Annotated in this window: 14 protein-coding genes and 1 tRNA gene; 5 read left to right on the plus strand and 10 right to left on the minus strand. The window is 70.4% G+C overall.

The window, feature by feature from the left end; translation table 11 throughout:
• Positions 1–58 precede the first annotated feature (58 nt).
• From NAF06_RS05075 to NAF06_RS05085, 3 genes are all read right to left on the minus strand, one after another.
• Positions 59–1063, minus strand: a complete 1005-nt coding sequence (locus NAF06_RS05075; protein ID WP_008582798.1) for a histone deacetylase family protein — start codon at positions 1061–1063, stop codon at positions 59–61.
• Positions 1064–1495 carry a histone gene (locus NAF06_RS05080; RefSeq protein WP_008582799.1) on the minus strand — a complete coding sequence of 144 codons (432 nt, stop codon included), beginning with the start codon at positions 1493–1495 and terminating at the stop codon, positions 1064–1066.
• Between the two features lie 74 nt (positions 1496–1569).
• Positions 1570–3063: a single-stranded DNA binding protein gene (locus NAF06_RS05085; RefSeq protein WP_008582800.1), complete on the minus strand. Its 1494-nt coding sequence runs from the start codon at positions 3061–3063 to the stop codon at positions 1570–1572.
• Between the two features lie 250 nt (positions 3064–3313).
• On the opposite strand from NAF06_RS05085, the gene NAF06_RS05090 reads away from it, so the two are divergent.
• Positions 3314–3386 (plus strand) — tRNA-Arg (locus tag NAF06_RS05090).
• A gap of 492 nt (positions 3387–3878) precedes the next feature.
• Here NAF06_RS05090 and NAF06_RS05095 read toward each other — a convergent pair.
• Entirely contained in the window at positions 3879–5714 is a 1836-nt protein-coding gene (locus tag NAF06_RS05095) for a cation:proton antiporter domain-containing protein (RefSeq protein WP_008582801.1), read from the minus strand.
• Between the two features lie 476 nt (positions 5715–6190).
• Between NAF06_RS05095 and NAF06_RS05100 the strand changes: the two genes are divergently transcribed.
• Positions 6191–6487 (plus strand): hypothetical protein, encoded by a 297-nt coding sequence (locus NAF06_RS05100; RefSeq protein WP_152418731.1) that lies wholly within the window; start codon positions 6191–6193, stop codon positions 6485–6487.
• 276 nt (positions 6488–6763) lie between these two features.
• Positions 6764–7444 (plus strand): hypothetical protein, encoded by a 681-nt coding sequence (locus NAF06_RS05105; protein ID WP_008582802.1) that lies wholly within the window; start codon positions 6764–6766, stop codon positions 7442–7444.
• Positions 7445–7476: 32 nt separating this feature from the next.
• On the opposite strand, the gene azf is transcribed toward NAF06_RS05105, so the two are convergent.
• The 4 genes from azf to NAF06_RS05125 form a co-directional block, all read right to left on the minus strand.
• Positions 7477–8361 carry an NAD-dependent glucose-6-phosphate dehydrogenase Azf gene (gene azf, locus NAF06_RS05110; protein WP_008582803.1) on the minus strand — a complete coding sequence of 295 codons (885 nt, stop codon included), beginning with the start codon at positions 8359–8361 and terminating at the stop codon, positions 7477–7479.
• 142 nt (positions 8362–8503) lie between these two features.
• Positions 8504–8854 carry a cell division protein SepF gene (locus tag NAF06_RS05115; protein ID WP_006629274.1) on the minus strand — a complete coding sequence of 117 codons (351 nt, stop codon included), beginning with the start codon at positions 8852–8854 and terminating at the stop codon, positions 8504–8506.
• A gap of 77 nt (positions 8855–8931) precedes the next feature.
• A complete protein-coding gene (mutS, locus tag NAF06_RS05120) occupies positions 8932–11739 on the minus strand; it encodes a DNA mismatch repair protein MutS (RefSeq protein ID WP_008582805.1) in 2808 nt (935 codons plus the stop codon).
• A gap of 111 nt (positions 11740–11850) precedes the next feature.
• The gene (locus tag NAF06_RS05125) at positions 11851–12264 is read right to left on the minus strand and encodes a hypothetical protein (RefSeq protein WP_239638704.1); all 414 of its coding nucleotides are present in this window, start codon (positions 12262–12264) and stop codon (positions 11851–11853) included.
• Positions 12265–12479: 215 nt separating this feature from the next.
• On the opposite strand from NAF06_RS05125, the gene NAF06_RS05130 reads away from it, so the two are divergent.
• Positions 12480–13361, plus strand: coding sequence for a methyl-accepting chemotaxis protein (locus NAF06_RS05130; protein ID WP_008582806.1), 882 nt, complete (start codon positions 12480–12482; stop codon positions 13359–13361).
• A gap of 42 nt (positions 13362–13403) precedes the next feature.
• On the opposite strand, the gene NAF06_RS05135 is transcribed toward NAF06_RS05130, so the two are convergent.
• Positions 13404–13952 carry a DUF7344 domain-containing protein gene (locus NAF06_RS05135; RefSeq protein ID WP_006629270.1) on the minus strand — a complete coding sequence of 183 codons (549 nt, stop codon included), beginning with the start codon at positions 13950–13952 and terminating at the stop codon, positions 13404–13406.
• Positions 13953–14155: 203 nt separating this feature from the next.
• On the opposite strand from NAF06_RS05135, the gene NAF06_RS05140 reads away from it, so the two are divergent.
• Positions 14156–15052, plus strand: coding sequence for a DUF8054 domain-containing protein (locus tag NAF06_RS05140; protein WP_008582807.1), 897 nt, complete (start codon positions 14156–14158; stop codon positions 15050–15052).
• A gap of 64 nt (positions 15053–15116) precedes the next feature.
• Here NAF06_RS05140 and NAF06_RS05145 read toward each other — a convergent pair whose 3' ends face one another.
• On the minus strand, positions 15117–15647 hold the full coding sequence (locus NAF06_RS05145; protein ID WP_008582808.1) for a DUF7344 domain-containing protein: 531 nt from the start codon (positions 15645–15647) through the stop codon (positions 15117–15119).
• Positions 15648–15745 lie beyond the last annotated feature (98 nt).

Genomic DNA, 15745 nt, shown 5'->3' on the forward strand with positions numbered 1-15745 from the left:
TCGACGCCGACGACGAGCGAAGAGCGACGGCGACGAGCGGCGATCTGCCGACTCCGAGCTACAGGTCCAGTTCCGACCGGAGGTCGTCGACGAGCGCCTCCGTCTTCTCGTCCGGTTCCTCGTCGGTGTCGACGGGGGTCCGTCCGTCGTACGTCTCGTGGACCATCGAGACGCCCTCGGCGAGCGTGTCGAGTCCGTATCCGCCTTCGAGGACGTACGCGTCGGCCGCGTCGGCGTCGCTCGCGAGCGTCCGGATCCGGTCGGTCAACAGGGCGTACCCCTCGGAGGAGACGCGCATCCGCGAGATGGGGTCGTGCCGGTGCGCGTCGAAGCCCGCGGAGACGAGCACCAGATCGGGGTCGAACCGGTCGACGGCCGGGGCGACGGCCTCGTCGACCGCGTACAGGTAGTCGGCGTCGCCCGCGCCGGCCGCCAGCGGGAGGTTCGCCGTCGTCCCCTCACCCTCGCCCTCGCCGGTCTCGTCGAGCGCGCCCGTGTCCGGGTAGAGGCCGTCCTCGTGGATCGAGGCGTAGAACACGTCGCCGCGGTCGTAGAAGATGTCCTGCGTGCCGTTCCCGTGGTGGACATCCCAGTCGAAGATCGCGACGCGGTCGGCGAGGTCCTCGTCGAGGACGGTCTGGGCCGCGACCGCGGCGTTGTTGAAGAAACAGAAGCCCATCGCGTCGCCGGTGACCGCGTGATGGCCCGGGGGGCGACCGATCGCGAACGGCGTCTGCCGTCCGCTCGCCCCGTCTATCGCCTCGCGGGCCGCCCACTGCGCGAGCCCGGCGGAGGTGAGCGCGGCGTCCCACGTGCCCTCGCTGGCGACGGTGTCGGGGTCCCAGCTCCCGCCGCCGTCGGCCACGAACGACTCCAGTTCGTCGACGTAGCCGGCGTCGTGAACGGCCGTGACCGCCGCCTTCTCGGCCGGGTCCGCCTCGACGTACTCGACGCCGTGTCGCTTCGTGAGCCCGCGGCGGATCGCGCGGAGTCGGTCCGGATTCTCCGGGTGCCGCTCGCCGGTGTCGTGTTCGAGACACCGCTCGCTGTAGCCGAACCGCATCTACTCGAACAGCGCGAAGTACGTCTCGATGTCCTCGGCCTGTACCGTCCGTCGGTCCGCGTGGCGGGCCAGCGTCGCCGCCGCGCTCGCGACGTTGTTCGCGTAGTCCTCTAGGATGTCGGCCAGCGCGATCCGCGCGTCGACGCCGACGCGATAGCGGTCGTCGATCCGGAGTCGAGCGATCCGATCGATGGGGGCGACCGGCAGCGTGAGGTCCTCGCGGCTGACGACCTGCTCGACGCCGAAGTCCGCCGCCATCAGCGTTTTCCGACCGTCCGCGGTCGCGCGCTCGGCCGCGTCGACGGCCAGTTCCGCGCCGTGCGTCTGGATCCGCCGGGCCAGCTCCTCGGCGGCGTCCGCGCTGACGCGGAGTTCCCCCGCGTTCCGCCGGATTATGCCGTCGACCGGCGCGAACGGCAACTCGACACTCATACACACAGACGCGTCCGTGTGTCGTATAACGCTTTCCGTTAGCCGCATCCCCGCCGGATCCCGGGCCGGCGGCGTCAGAAGACCTCGTCCGCGTCGATGGTGCCGTCGCGCTCGGGACCGCGGACCGTTATCTCCTCGCCGAGCCGGAGGCTCGCGTCGGTGTCGACGGTCTTCGTCTGGGTCCCGTCGTCGAGCACGACGGGGTCTCCCGTCTGGACCACCGTCCCGGTGAACTCGACGTCCGCGGCCGACCGGTCGGTCGTCGCGGCCGCAGCGCCGCCGCTCGCGCCGCTCCCGTCGTCGCCGGACTCGCCGGCGACTGCCTCGGCGGCCGCTTTCTGTCCGTCCTCGGCGAAGGCACCGAGCCCGGTCTCGTCCGCGCCGCGACCGTCACCGCCGGCACCGTCCCCGCCGGCACCGGCCCCCGCCGTCCCGCCTGCGGTGCCGGCGGCCGCCTCGCTCTCGCCGTCGAGGACGGAGACGGTCGAGCGCCAGTTCGCGGACGCCTCCAGGTCGTCCTGCCAGCCGTCCTGAATCTCGACGTCGGTGAAGACGACGCGATCGGCCAGATCGATGTCGCGGTCGGCCTTGTCGCCCCACAGCGCGACGCGGATCTCCCCCGTCTCGTCTTTGATCCGGACGTTGCGGACCTGCCCCTCGCTGCCGTCGTCGCGGTCGAACGTCCGCTTCGGGTCCGTCTCAATGACGCCGCCGGCGATGTCGACCGTCTGGTCGATCTCGAGGTCGGCGATGTCGGTCGTCTCCGGGACGTATTCGACGTCCTCGTCGACGCGCTCGACCGTGCCGCGGTCGCCGACGTGAAGCTCCAAGTCGCCGTCGCGCTCGCGGACGTATCCGTCGCCGACCTCGACGACCTCGCCCGCCTCGAACTCCTCGGCGAGGTCGGCCTTGCCGTCCCACAGCGTGACGCGGACGCGACCCGTCTCGTCGCCGACGGTGAGGTTGGCGACCCGGCCCTCGCTGCCGTCGTCGCGGTCGAACGTCCGGATCGAGTCGGTGTCGAGCACCTGTCCGACAAGGTCGACGTCGGACGCGCCGAGCGTGAGGTCCTCGACCTGGTACGTGTCGAGCACCTGTACGTCGACCTCGGCGTCTTCGTCGGGTTCGACCTTGTCGGCGCTCACCTCGAGGCCGCTGTATCCCTCTTTCGGGCGACCCATCACCCTGAGGACCTGTCCGACTTCCAGTTCCTCCTCCGCAGCCGCGGCCATGTCGTCCCACAGCGCGACCCGGACGGAGCCGGAGGCGTCCGCCACGTCGACGTTACAGACGCGGCCCTCCTCGGCCTCCTCGTCGTCGCGCTCGAACGTCCGGACCTCGCCGATGGCGGTCACCTTCCCGAGGAACTTCACCTCGTTCATCCCCGGTTCGATGTCGGCGATGGTGTCGGCCTCCTCGTCGCGCAGCTCGTGCGCGATGAGCATCGCGGCGGTCTCCTCGTCCGCCAGCCCGCCCATCTGCTCGACTTTGTCCTCGACCGCGGCCTCGAACTCCTCGAACTCGACGTCGGTGTCGAGGTCCTCGTACACCTCCTCTATGGCTCCCATACGCGTACCTCCGTGGTCGGCGAGTTCGCGCATAAGCGTTGCCGTTGGCCGGGGTTCGTGCCGGATCCCGGGCGGCCGGCGGGGCGACCGACGCGGGCGGCGGTCGCGGCTCGAAGGCGTCTCATGGGCGTTCATGGGGGCCCCTCGATACAAAAGGTGTTCATCCAGCGCCGGGGGATGCGTGCGGACCGGAGGCACGCGGCCGCCGGACCGTAACGGTCTTAAGTTCTACCGCGGTACGTAGAGATGAGTCCTGATAGGGTAGTGGACTATCCTCTTGGCTTGCGGAGCCAGGGACCGGAGTTCAAATCTCCGTCAGGACGTTCACTTTGCGGCTGTCTCACTCCGTTCGATAGCCGCTGCGTTCAGTCCTGACGTGCCCTGCGCTCGCTTCGCTCGCGCAGGACTCCGTCAGGACGTTTTCGGACACACCAGACGACGAGCGTAGCGAGGGCTTCCGTGTCGAAAGTGTGGGGAAACTCGGAGCCAGCGCTAGAGGTGTGAGAATCGGTGGCGCGTGCCTGCGAGCGGCCGGCAGGCCGCGAGTCAGCACGCGCGAGGGAGTCGGCGGCGACCATCGGGAGCCGCCGACGAGGCTGGGGAGGTATGAGGTGCGGTCGCCGTGCGGGGCGGGACTCGAAGGGGCAGTCGGGAGGCGGACGCGGGGGACGTAAGCACCGCAGCGAGGGAGCGGAAGCGACCGACCGAGGAGCGCAACGAGCGTGCGTCCGCCTCCCGACTGGGGCTTCGGCGGTCTCAGTCGCGAGGTACAGGGGCGTCGGAGCGTCTCCGGATGGGGTCACTCGGTTTCCGATCTAATCGTGCGGGTGGAACCGGTCCATGGCGCGGCGGACCGCGTCGGTGTCGCCGATAAACGTCACGTGGTCGCCGATTTCGAGGACGCTGTCGGCCGTGGGAACGTGGTTCTCGCCGTCACGGCTCACGACGGCGACGAACGTGCCGTCGGGGATCTGCGCGTTGAGGTCGCGAATGGTCTTGCCCGCGAGCTTCTGGGAGGTCACCTCGACCTCCTGGACGTCGTGGTTGTCGCCGAGTTCGTTCATCCAGTGGGTGAGCGCCGGCCGCTCGATCTCGTCGTCGATCGCCACCGCGGTCGCCGTCGAGGCGTCGATGCCCTTCACGCCCATGCTGTCGAAGGCGTCGACGTTGTCCGGATCGTTCACCCGGGAGTAGACGGATTCGACGTCGAACTTGGTAATAGCGAGCTGACACGTGAGGAGGTTGATGTCGTCGTCGCTCGTCGTGGTGATGAGCCGCTTCGCGTCCTCGACGTTCGCCTCGCGGAGCGTCTCCGTGTCGCTGCCGTCGCCCTCGTAGACGGTGAACCCGTCCGCACGCGCTCGTTCGACGACCTCCGGGTCCGACTCGACGACCACGACGTACTCGCCCCTGTTCTCCAGTCGCGTGGCGAGCGCCTGGCCGACCCGGCCCCCGCCGATGATTATCGTGCGCATTGGTGACACTCCGAGGTACTCGCCGATCTGCCGCGCGAGCCCCGCCTCGATCAGGACCGTCGCGAAGATGACCGCGAACACCGTGCCGACGAGCAGTTCGCCGGCCGCGACGCTGCCCGCCAGCTCCAGTTCGATGGCGAACAGCGTCGCCACGCTCGCCGGGATGATCCCCCGCGGTCCGACGCTCGCGATGAACAGCCGCTCGGGGCGGGTGAACCGCTCGACGCCGAGGGTCGCGACGAACGCGCCCAGCGGTCGCAGAACGAGCATGATGACGGCGACGATCGCGACCACGCCGACGCCGAGCCCGGCGATCGCCTCGACGTCGATCAGGGCGGCCAGCGAGATGAACACGAACGAGAGGACGATCGTGGTCGTGTTCTGCGCGAACGACTCGATCTCCTCTCTGTTGTCCAGCCCGAGGTTCCCAAGGAGGATTCCGCTCGTCGCCGCCGCCGCGATGCCCGCCTCCGCGGCGACGGCCTCTGCGGCCGCGAACGACCCGATCGCGGCCGCCAGCACGAGGAACTGCGACGCCTGAACGTCGCGTTCCGGCACGAGGTCGCTGTCCAGCAGCACGTAGATGACGACGGTGGCGAGCAGCCCGGCGGCGACCCCCACGCCGAACCGCTGGAGGAAGGACAGCACCGTCGCGGGGACGCCGAGGTCGTCGAGCAGCAGCGTCTCGAATATCACGACCGCGACGATCGCGGCGGTCACGTCGTTGACGATCCCCTCCGTCTCTAACGCGGTCGCGACGTGGTCCCGGACCCGGACCACGTTGAGGATCGGGGTGATGACCGTCGGCCCCGTCGCCACGAGCAGCGCGCCGATCAGCAGCGCGACCTCCCACGTGCCGTCGGTGAACGCCCGGACCGCGGCCGCGGTCCCGAGGAACATCACGATCGCGCTGACCGTCACGAGCCGGAGCGACACCGTCGACGCCCGGCGGATCCGGTCGATCCGGAGGGCGAACGCCCCCTCGAAGACGATGATCGCGACGCTGAGCCCGACGATGATCTCCAGCCCGTCGCCGAACGTCTCCAGCGTGACGAGCCCCAGCACCTCCGGCCCCAACACCACGCCGATCGCGAGGTAGAAGATGACGCTCGGCACCCGCAGCCGGTGAGCGAGGAGCTGTACCGCGAGCCCCGACACGAGTATCACCGCGATCACCGGCAGTAGGCTGCTGGACACGTCTGATACTGGTACAGGCTCGGGCTTCGTTAGTGTACTGGTGCGGTCGGCGGGCCGACGCGACGGCCCGCTTGCGAGGCGGATCGACGCGATGCACCGCCCACGACATTGATCCGCACACACGAGAAACCATTAATTCGGTTCCGGTTCTCGGTGAACCCACGCCCGGTCGGTCCCCCACCGCCGGGTCGAACCCATGACCGTCCGCGACCCCATTCCGACGTTCGCCCCCCGCCGGAGCGTCGGGAGACGGGTCCGCGGGACGGTCGCCGCTCGCCTCGGTGCCGTCGCCGCGTGACCCCCGCGCGGGGACGGCCGGCTCGCCCGCCGAGGCGAGCCCCGTCTTCTGCCTCCCCGACGTCGCTCCGCCGCCGTGAATCCCGAGAGACCGTTCTCGGCGGCCGAACCGACCCTCTGCGGCGCGACGATCTCGCGCTGCCGATCCACTACCGACGATGACGACAGACCACGACCCCTCCAGACGCACAGCCCGCTCCCCCGGACGCACGGTCCGCTCCCACCCGTACGCGGGCCCGCACCCGGCCACGCCGCTCCCCAGCCCGGGCGTTGCGGTCGCCTTCGCGGCGCTGCCGGTGTTGACGATCGGGGCGCTCTCGTTCCCGGTCGCGGCCGCGGTCGCGCTCGCGGCGCTGTTCGGCGGCATCGGCGGCGCGGCGCTCCACCGACGGTACCCGGACGCGGTCGGGCGGACGCTCAGACTGCCCGACGACGCGAGCGCCGGAGAGACCTGACAGTCCGCGCGCCCCACCGATCGCCCCGCTGACCCCTCCGCCGGCCCCCGCCGACGCCCGCACCATCCCGCTGACGCCACCTCCACCCCGCTGACGCTCCCTCAACTCCGCTGACGCCTTCGTTCGACTCCACTAACGCCTTCGTTCGACTCTACTAACGCCTTCGTTCGACTCCACTAACGCCTTCGTTCGCTCCGCCGACGCCTCTTTGCCCCTCGTTGACTCCCCCACCGGGCGAACTCGCCATTTATGCGTCGCCGCCACCGACCGAGACCCGTGACCGATCGCGACGCCGGCAGTCACGACGGGCGAGTTCGCGACGACACGAATCCGGCCTCTCGACCGACCGCCCCGCCCGCGCTCACCGCCGGGGCCGCGCTGTTCAACGAGGGGAACGTCTCCGCGGCGCGCGACGTCTGGGAGACGACGGCGGAGTCGGCCGACGAGGAGAGCGGCGAGGACGAGCGACTCCTCCGGGGACTGGCCGCGACCGCGGCGGCGACGCGGCTCGCGGTCGACGGCGACCCGGAAGCGGTCGAGAGCGCGGAGACCGCCGTCGCCGCGCTGGAGGGCGTCTCCGACCCGCACGGGGCGGCGCTGGATCCGGTCCGGAAATGGGCGGAGCGGCTCGCGGCGGACCCGGGAGACGCGGACGCGAGTCGGACGCCGCGGATCCGCGTCGGCGGCGACGCGCCGCGCTTCGACGGGCTGTCGCTCGCCGGCGCTCGGCTCGCGGCTCCGGCGCTGGCGGGGGCGGGCGAACCCGGCGACCCGGAGGCGCTCGCGGCCGGGGCCGACCTCGCGGAGGCGGAGCGGGGGACGGGGCGGACCCGCTTCGCGGAGCTCCTGCTCGCGTACCTCCGGACGCCCGACGCGCGGCCGCAGATCGCCGCGCGGCTGGCGGACCACGTCGAGCGCGAGGAGCGGAAGCGGCGCGACGTCGACGGCCTGTTCTGAGGGGCCGCGTCAGCGGCGGTGTCGCGGTGCGCTCAGGCGTCGTCCGGGTCGGCGGGGAAGTTCGGTTCGGCGGGCGCGTCGTCCGCCGCCACGTCGGGGTCGGCGGCGTACTCCCCGCCGCCGTCCGGGTCGCGGTCCGGCTTGGGCTCGCCCTCGAAGGTGTAGTCGGCGGAGTTGTCGGCCGGGTCGTAGCCGAGGGCCTCGCGGGCGCGTTCGATCGAGTAGTAGCGGCGGTCGTTGTCCGAGATGCCGTACACGACCTCGTAGCCGTAGTCGGCCCGGAGGCAGCGGTCGAACAGGTGCGCGCAGTCGCGGTGCGAGAGCCACATCGCCTGCCCGCGCTCGTACTCGCGCGGCGGGTGGTCCTTGGTGAGGTTCCCGATGCGGACGCAGACGACGCTCATGCCGTACTCGTCGTGGTAGAAGCGCCCGAGCGACTCGCCGGCCGCCTTCGAGACGCCGTAGAGGTTGCCGGGGCGGGGGAGTTCGGTGCCGTCAAGCCGGTAGTCGTCGTCCTCGCGGTAGAGGTCCGGAGTCCGCTCCTCGGTCTCGTAGCCGCCGACGGCGTGGTTCGAGGAGGCGAACGCGAACCGCTCGACGCCGGCCTCGGCGGCGGCGCGCATCACGACCTGCGCCCCGTCGATGTTGTTCCGGAGGACGGAGTCCCACGGGGCGGTCTTCCGGGGGTCGCCCGCGAGGTGGATCACCGCGCCGACGTCGGCGACCGCCTCGCGGACGGCGCGCTCGTCGGTGATGTCGGCGACGTACCGGTCGGCGTCGGTGATGTCGGCGGGCACCTTCGCGGCCGGGAGCGGTTCCCGGTCGAGGAGCCGCCACTCGTAGTCGTCGCCGATGCCCCGGAGGATGGCCTGTCCCACCCGTCCGCCGGCACCCGTCAACAGGACCGGCTCGTCCATTCGACTCTACGTGGGCGAGAGAACGGCATATATGACACGGTTCGGCCGGTGCGCCCGGATCCGACCGGAGAGACGGGGGAGGAGAGAGGAAACGAGACGAGGCGGTCGGACGGGAGAGGAAACGAGACCGTGAGACTGCGGGCTACAGCTTCTGTCGCGAGACCTTGACGCCGGCCGGGGTGACGATGATCTGGTCGTCGCCCTTCTGGACGATGTCGCCGTCGACCTCCTGTACCACCTGTCGGAGCTCGTCGTAGACGCGTTCTATCGTCCGGTCCGACGTGGAGTGGCGGGTGATGTCGGCGATGACGAAGTCCCCGTCGTAGACGGCGTCTTTGATCGGGATGACGTCGCTCTGGTCGGCGATTTCGGCGAAGTGTACCTGTGTGCCCGTCTCCGCGTGCGCGTCGGCGAAGTCGTCCGTGTCGAGCTCGACGTAGTCGTCGACGGAGCGGCTCCCACCCCCGCCGAGGATCTTGCTCATGATGCCCATACACACCACACGACGAGGTCAGACATTAGTTCTTACGTCAGACGCACTCCTCGACGCGCTCGCGCCCGGCAGCGGACTCACTCAAGCCGCTCCTGCCACTCCTGAACCCGCGAGAGCAGCTCCACCGGGGCCGTCTCCGCGACGTCGACGTCGCTCAGCTCCTCGATCACGGCGCGCGTCTCAGGGTCGAGCCGGTCGCGCTCGGCGGCCGCCGCGGCCTCCGCGACCGCGCCGGCACCGCCCGACGACGACTCGGGAGCGGTTCCGTCTCGGTTCGGTCGGGGATCGGACGAGCCGGCGTCCGTCGCCTCGGCGGCGTCGGACGACGGCTCCTCGCCCTCGGAGAACGATCCGGACGAGAGGTCGAAGACGACCTGTTGCGTGTCGCCGGGCGGGCCGTCGCTCGCGCTCGTTCCGTCGCCTCCCCGTGACCCGCCCCGGGCCTCGATCGCCTTCTCCTCGCGGAGCCGGTCGAGGACCTCGTCCGCCCGGGAGACGACGGGGTCGGGGACCCCCGCGAGGTCGGCGACGTGGACGCCGTACGACCGGTTCGTCGGGCCGTCGCGGACCGTCCGGAGGAACGTCACCTCGCCGTCGCGCTCGTCGACGGCGACGTGGACGTTCGCGACGCGCGGGAGGTGGTCGGCGAGCGTCGTCAGCTCGTGGTAGTGCGTGGCGAAGAGCGTCCGCGCGCGCACCTCGTTGTGGAGGTACTCGGTCGCCGCCCACGCGATGGAGATGCCGTCGTAGGTGGCGGTGCCGCGGCCGACCTCGTCTAAGATCACCAGCGAGTCCTCGGTCGCCGAGTGGAGGATGTTCGACAGCTCCTGCATCTCGACCATGAACGTCGACCGCCCCTGCGCGAGCTCGTCGAGCGCGCCGACGCGGGTGTAGATGCCGTCGACGAGCCCGACCTCGGCGGCGCGCGCGGGGACGAACGACCCGGCCTGCGCCAGCAGCTGGATCAGCGCCGCCTGCCGCATGTACGTCGACTTCCCGCTCATGTTCGGCCCGGTGACGATCAGGAACTCGCGGTCCGGGTCGAGCCGGAGGTCGTTCGGCACGAAGTCGGTCGTCCCCTCGACGACCGGGTGGCGACCGGCCTCGACGTCGAGCCGCCGCTCCTCGGTCAGCTCCGGGCGCGTCCAGTCGCGGCGGGCGGCGTGGGTCGCGAGCGAGGCGAGCGCGTCGAGTTCGGCGACCGCCCGCCCGGCGTCCTGAAGCAGTTCGGCGCGCTCGGCGACGCGCTCGCGGAGCGCCTCGAACAGCTCGTACTCCAGCTCGCCGCGGGCCTCCTCCAGCCGGAGGACCTCCCGCTCCTTCTCCGACAGCTCGTCGGTGACGAACCGCTTCGAGTTCTTCAGCGTCTTGATCTCGCGGTATCCCTCGGGCACCTGATCGGCCACCGACTTGCCGACCTGAATGTAGTAGCCGTCCGTCTTGTTGCGGTCGACGGTGACGTGGCTGAGCCCGTGCCGGCGCTTCTCGCGCTCCGCGAGGCCGTCGAGCCACGACTTCACCGACTCGTGGCGCTCGATCAGCTCGTCCAGCTCGTCGTCGTACCCGCGCTTCAACAGCCCGCCGCCGGTCTTCGCCTTCGGCGGGTCCTCGGCGAGCGCCTCGTCGAGTTCCGCGCGGAGGGCGGCCGCGCGCTCGCGGTCGACGCGGTCGAACACCGCCGCGGCGGGCGAGTCGGCGAGCGGGGACCCCTCGATCGCGTCCGCGAGCGCCGGGAGCAGCGCGAGCGTGTCGCGGACCGAGAGCAGTTCTCTCGCGCCGGCGCTCCCGCTCGTCGTCCGCGACGCGAGCCGTTCGAGGTCGTACGCGTCGTCAAGCACCTCGCGGACGCGGTCGCGCGCGAGCGCCGCGGACGACAGCGCCTCCACCGCGTCGAGCCGGTCAGCGAGCGTCCCGCGGTCGCGCCGCGGGCGCGTGAGCCACTCGCGGAGCAGTCGGCCGCCGGCGGCGGTGACGGTGTGGTCGACGGTGTCGAACAGCGTCCCGTCGGCGTCGCCCCGCATCGTCTCGGTGATCTCCAGGTTGCGCTGGGTGGTCGCGTCCACGTCGACCCGGTCGTCCGCGCCGTACGCCGTCAGGCGGGTCATCGAGGCTAACACGCCCGCGCCGGTCTCCTCGACGTACGAGAGGACCGCGCCCGCGGCCCGGACCGCGAGCTCGGAGTCGAGGCCGACGCTGTCGGTCGTCTCGCGGCCGAACTGCTCGCGGACCGCGTGCTCGGCGCGCCCCGGCGCGAACGCCTCCGGGTCGAAGGCGGTCACGCGCCCGGAGAGGTCCTCGCGGACCGCCCCGAGCAGGCCGTCGTCGTTGCGCACGGCGGGGCCGGGCAGCACCTCCGCCGGGTCGAACCGGTAGAGTTCGGCGCGCAGGTCGCCCCCGTCGTCGACGGTCGTGGCGAGGAAGCGCCCGGTGGTCACGTCGGCGAACGCGACTCCGTAGGGGCCGCCGGCGTCCGCGGCGTCGCCGGCACCGCCGGCCGCGCTCCTCGCGCCCTCCTCCCGCACCACCGCGGCGAGGTAGCGCGCGTCGTCGTCGCTCGTCTCCAGGACGGTCCCCGGCGTGACGACGCGGACGATCTCGCGGGCGTGGTCGCCGGAGTCGGTCTCGTACTGGTCGGCGACCGCGACGCGGTAGCCCCGCTCGACCAAGGCGTTCACGTACGGCGTCAGCTCCGAGAGCGGCACGCCCGCCATCGGGTACGACGAGCCGTGCGAGGACTTCTGCGAGATCGAGAGGTCCAGTTCGTCGGCGACCAGCTCGGCGTCGTCCGCGAAGAACTCGTAGAAGTCGCCGCACTGCATCGCGAGGACGTCCGCGTCCGTCTCCGCCTTGAGATCGAGGAACTCCCCGACGATCCCCGTTGGCATATGTCCGTACTCCCGCCGTGCGCGGCTAAAACCCTGCGGGTCCGGGACCGAGCGGCGGCGAGGACTCGATGACAGGAGCGAAAAGTGTGGGACGCCGGTCGTCGGGTCGCGTTACTGCTCGCGAAGCCACGCCCTCGCCTCTTCGACGCTCGGAAACACGCGGAACTCGTAGTCCGGATGCGCCGAACTCATCGACTCCTCGACCTCTTCCATGTCCATGCTGGCGATCGCGGAGTCAGCGAACACGCCCGCGCCGCGGCGAACACCGATGTCGACCAGGTCGGAGACCCACGTCTCGGCGAGCCACCGCTTGTCCTCGTCCTCGTGTGCGGTCACGGCCTCGGTGTTGACTAGGTACTTCTCGACGCCCCGCTGTTCCATCACCGATTCCCACTGCCGGGCGCTCTCGCGGAACTTCTCGCCCGCGGCGTACTCGTCCCACGAGAACACGGGGACGTCGAGCTCCTCGTCCCATTCAATGGTGTACACGTCCGCGTCCTCAAGCACAGTCGTTGCGTGCGCCATGTCCACAGGTGTGTCAGACTGGTGTATAAGCGCACGGCCCCACGTATCACGAGAGATAATCTCGTCTGACAGAACCGAACATGTTCTCAAGATAAGCGCCATTTCCCGCGTTCTTTTACTGTTAACTCGATTTTTTGATCCGACACCCACATCCTGATTATTAGAAGTGGTATTTTCGTCGCCAGTTTAATTTTTCAGTTGTGTGAGTTCTTCATATGGCAACTCGCTCGGAGGGGTCCGAAGGAGACGCGTCCGTCGGATCGGACATCGCGGCGGGGATCGACGACACCGTCGAACAGCTTCTGCGGATCTCGAAGATCGTCTCGAAGGGATCGAACGAGGTGACCGAGCTGACGGAGGAGCAGTCGGCGTCGATGCGGCGGATCTCCGAGGAGGTGTCGAACCTGTCGGCGACGGTCGAGGAGATCGCCGCGAGCGCCGAGGAGGTCGAGACGGTGAGCGAGCACGCGCAGGAGCTGACCGAGGAGGGCTGTGCGGTCGCCGAGAACGCGATCGACGCGATGGAGACGGTCGAGTCGGCCAACGGCGAGGTGTCAGAGACCGTCTCGCGGCTCGAAGACCGGATCGGCCGGATCGACGAGATCGTGGACGTGATCGACGACATCGCCGACCAGACGAACATGCTGGCGCTGAACGCCTCCATCGAGGCGGCCCGGGCGGGCGAGGCCGGCGACGGCTTCGCGGTCGTCGCCGAAGAGGTAAAGAACCTCGCGGAGGAGTCACAGCGGAACGCCGAGGACATCGAGGAACTGGTCGACGAGATCAAGGCGGACACCCACGAGACGAGCGACCGGATCGAGAAGGCGAGCGACGAGGTCCGCACGGGCCTCGACCGCGTCGACGAGACGGTCGACGTGCTCCACGACATCGACGACGCCGTCACCGAGGCCACCGAGGGCGTCGGGGAGGTGGCCGACGCGACCGACCAGCAGGCCGCCTCGACCGAGGAGGTGTCGTCGATGATCGACTCGGCGGCCGACACCGCCGACGACGTCGCGGCCGAGGCGGAGCGCATCATGGCGGCCAACCAGGAGCAGGCCGAGAAGATCGGCGAGCTGGGCGAGCTCGTCGAGTGAGCGGCGGACCGGAGGTCGGGCGGACGGCGGCCCGCGCCGCGTTCACCCCAGCCGATTCCGCTTCGTCGACGCCCGGTGAGCGAGCCCGGACGCGCCGAACGCGAGCGCGAAGAGCGTCGCGTACGCGTACCCGGACACCGCGGCGAACGGGACGGTCCCGGCCCACGCCGCCGCCGCCAGCAGCCCGCAGGTGATCGCGAGTCCGACGTAGTACTCGCTCCAGAGGATCTCGTTGTCCGAGACCACTTCGAGATACACCTCCAGCTTCCGGCTCTCCGCGGTGAGCGAGACGGTTCCCCGGTCGGACTCGTACTCGATGAACCCGCTCGCGGCCAGCTTCGGGAGGTGCGACTGGTGAAGGGCGGTGTAGACGCGCTTCCGCTGTTTGTACGTCACCTCGTTGATCCCGCGGTCGTTCTCCCACGCCGCCAACTGCTCGGCGATATCCCTGACGCGGGCGCCGTCACCGTTCCGTTTCAGGTACGTGATCACGTTCCGTCGTCGCCGATTACTCAACGCGGTGAATATCTCGTCGCGGGACGGCCCCTCCTCGTCGTTCGGTACCTGCGTCGGCGGCTTGAGTTGCGTCATAGGGGGGCTCATTTGCGGAATTGCTGCGTGGATTGTCACCGAGGGACATATCAGTTTCTATAATATTTAAAGAGACGCGTCCGGCGGGAGGGGTCGGAATTCGGGCTCATCGCGAGATGCGAGCCTCCACCGAGCGGTGTCCGCGTCGTTTGCCGGACGGTAGGGGCCGCATACATACGATCGTTCGGCGCGGACGTCCGACGATGACTACGTCAGACGACACGAGGAGATCGGACCGACCGTCGGAGCGATCCGGGCGTCGGCCGCTTGACCGTCTCCGCCGGCCAGAGTACACCGGCGCGAACCGCTGTCTCCCCTGTACGGCGGCCAACGTCGGCGTCTCCGCCGGGGCGTCGCTCGTCGCCGGCGTGCTGCTCGGTCCCGGCGTCGGCGGGGGAGTCTTCCTCGCCTCGCTCGCGGCGGTCTGGCTCCGCGGCTACCTCGTCCCCGGAACGCCCGAGCTCACGAAGCGCTACCTCCCGGAGCGCGTCCTCGCGCTGTTCGGCAAGGCCCCCGACGGAGCGGGGCGAGGCGCGCGTCCGGTGGGCGACGTCGAACCGGAGGCGTACCTCCTCGACGCCGGGGTCCTCGCCGAGACGCCCGGGGGCGACGACTTCGGGTTCGCGCCCGGCTTCGCCGCGGCGTGGCGGGCGGCGGTGGAGGCCGACGAGCCGAGCCGCGGCGCGGACCGGACCGACGCCGACGACCTCGCGGCGCTCGCGGCGCTCACCGGGCTCGACCGCGACGCCCTGTCGATCGACTGGCGCGGCGGCGCGGCGTCCGCGTCCGCCGACGGCGAGCGGATCGGGTACTGGGAGTCGCGCCCGGCGCTCCGGGCGGACGTCGCGGCCGACCGCGTGCTGACGGCGACCCGGGACGACTGGCCGTCGCTGCCGCTCGCGGACCGGAGCGGGATCCTCGGTGCCCTCCGGCTGTTCGTCGAGGAGTGTCCCGCCTGTGACGGCAGCGTGGCGCTCGAAGAGCGGGTCGTCGAGTCCTGCTGTTCCAGCTACGACGTGGTCGCCGGGCGCTGTGCGGGCTGCGACGCGCGGCTGTTCGAACTGCGGCTGCCGGCGTCGCTCGCGTCCGCGAGCGAGTAGCGACGGAGGACGGACGGAGGGCAGAGCGAACGGGAGCGCGGCGAGGGCTGTTTTTCGAGCCGGGTCACCGGAGTCGCAGCTGGCGCAACACCGAGAGGCGGTTGACCCACAACTGGGCGCTGCTGGCTGCGGCGAAGACGCCGAGCGCGAGGCTGGTCCAGAGGACGGGGTCGACGGCCGAGACGATCGGGACATCGAGGAGCGCGGCGAGGACGACCAGCAGCGACGCGAGGCCGAGCGCGCGGTACAGCTCCGACCACGTCGCGCCGCCGGGCGCGAGTATCTCCGTGTACAGCCCCACGTCGCGCGCCCCTTTCGAGAGCTCGATGGTCTGTGATTCGCGGTCGTACGCGATCACCCCCGCGTCCGCCAGCTTCGGCAGGTGCGTCTGGACCAGGGACGTGTACACGCTCTCGCGGCAGCGCGTCGGCGGGGGACTCTCTCCGGTCTCGCGGCCGGCGACGAGCGTCGAGAGCTCGTTGACCGTGACCGTCCCGCCGGTCGACCGGAGCCCGTCGAGCGCGTGGCGACGGCGTTCGTTCGCGAGGATCGCGTACACCTGTTCGGCCGGAAGGACGTTTGTACGGAATTTCATAGACGGATCTGCTGGGCCGCGGCGCTCCGCGATACCCGAGTGCTGCTCCACAGTGCGCCGGTCGAAGGTATATGTATGAGTCCGCTACCCGCCGGATC

The organism is Halorubrum hochsteinianum (assembly GCF_023702125.1).
GTDB classification, from domain to species: domain Archaea; phylum Halobacteriota; class Halobacteria; order Halobacteriales; family Haloferacaceae; genus Halorubrum; species Halorubrum hochsteinianum.

Excerpts from the sequence above, each read along its gene's own strand:
- NAF06_RS05145 (WP_008582808.1), bottom strand. The coding sequence starts at position 15,647 with ATGAAATTCCGTACAAACGTCCTTCCGGCCGAACAGGTGTACGCGATC.
- NAF06_RS05135 (WP_006629270.1), bottom strand. The coding sequence starts at position 13,952 with ATGACGCAACTCAAGCCGCCGACGCAGGTACCGAACGACGAGGAGGGG.
- NAF06_RS05140 (WP_008582807.1), top strand. The coding sequence starts at position 14,156 with ATGACTACGTCAGACGACACGAGGAGATCGGACCGACCGTCGGAGCGA.
- mutS (WP_008582805.1), bottom strand. The coding sequence starts at position 11,739 with ATGCCAACGGGGATCGTCGGGGAGTTCCTCGATCTCAAGGCGGAGACG.
- NAF06_RS05085 (WP_008582800.1), bottom strand. The coding sequence starts at position 3,063 with ATGGGAGCCATAGAGGAGGTGTACGAGGACCTCGACACCGACGTCGAG.
- NAF06_RS05125 (WP_239638704.1), bottom strand. The coding sequence starts at position 12,264 with ATGGCGCACGCAACGACTGTGCTTGAGGACGCGGACGTGTACACCATT.
- NAF06_RS05115 (WP_006629274.1), bottom strand. The coding sequence starts at position 8,854 with ATGGGCATCATGAGCAAGATCCTCGGCGGGGGTGGGAGCCGCTCCGTC.
- NAF06_RS05080 (WP_008582799.1), bottom strand. The coding sequence starts at position 1,495 with ATGAGTGTCGAGTTGCCGTTCGCGCCGGTCGACGGCATAATCCGGCGG.
- NAF06_RS05100 (WP_152418731.1), top strand. The coding sequence starts at position 6,191 with ATGACGACAGACCACGACCCCTCCAGACGCACAGCCCGCTCCCCCGGA.
- NAF06_RS05075 (WP_008582798.1), bottom strand. The coding sequence starts at position 1,063 with ATGCGGTTCGGCTACAGCGAGCGGTGTCTCGAACACGACACCGGCGAG.
- azf (WP_008582803.1), bottom strand. The coding sequence starts at position 8,361 with ATGGACGAGCCGGTCCTGTTGACGGGTGCCGGCGGACGGGTGGGACAG.
- NAF06_RS05130 (WP_008582806.1), top strand. The coding sequence starts at position 12,480 with ATGGCAACTCGCTCGGAGGGGTCCGAAGGAGACGCGTCCGTCGGATCG.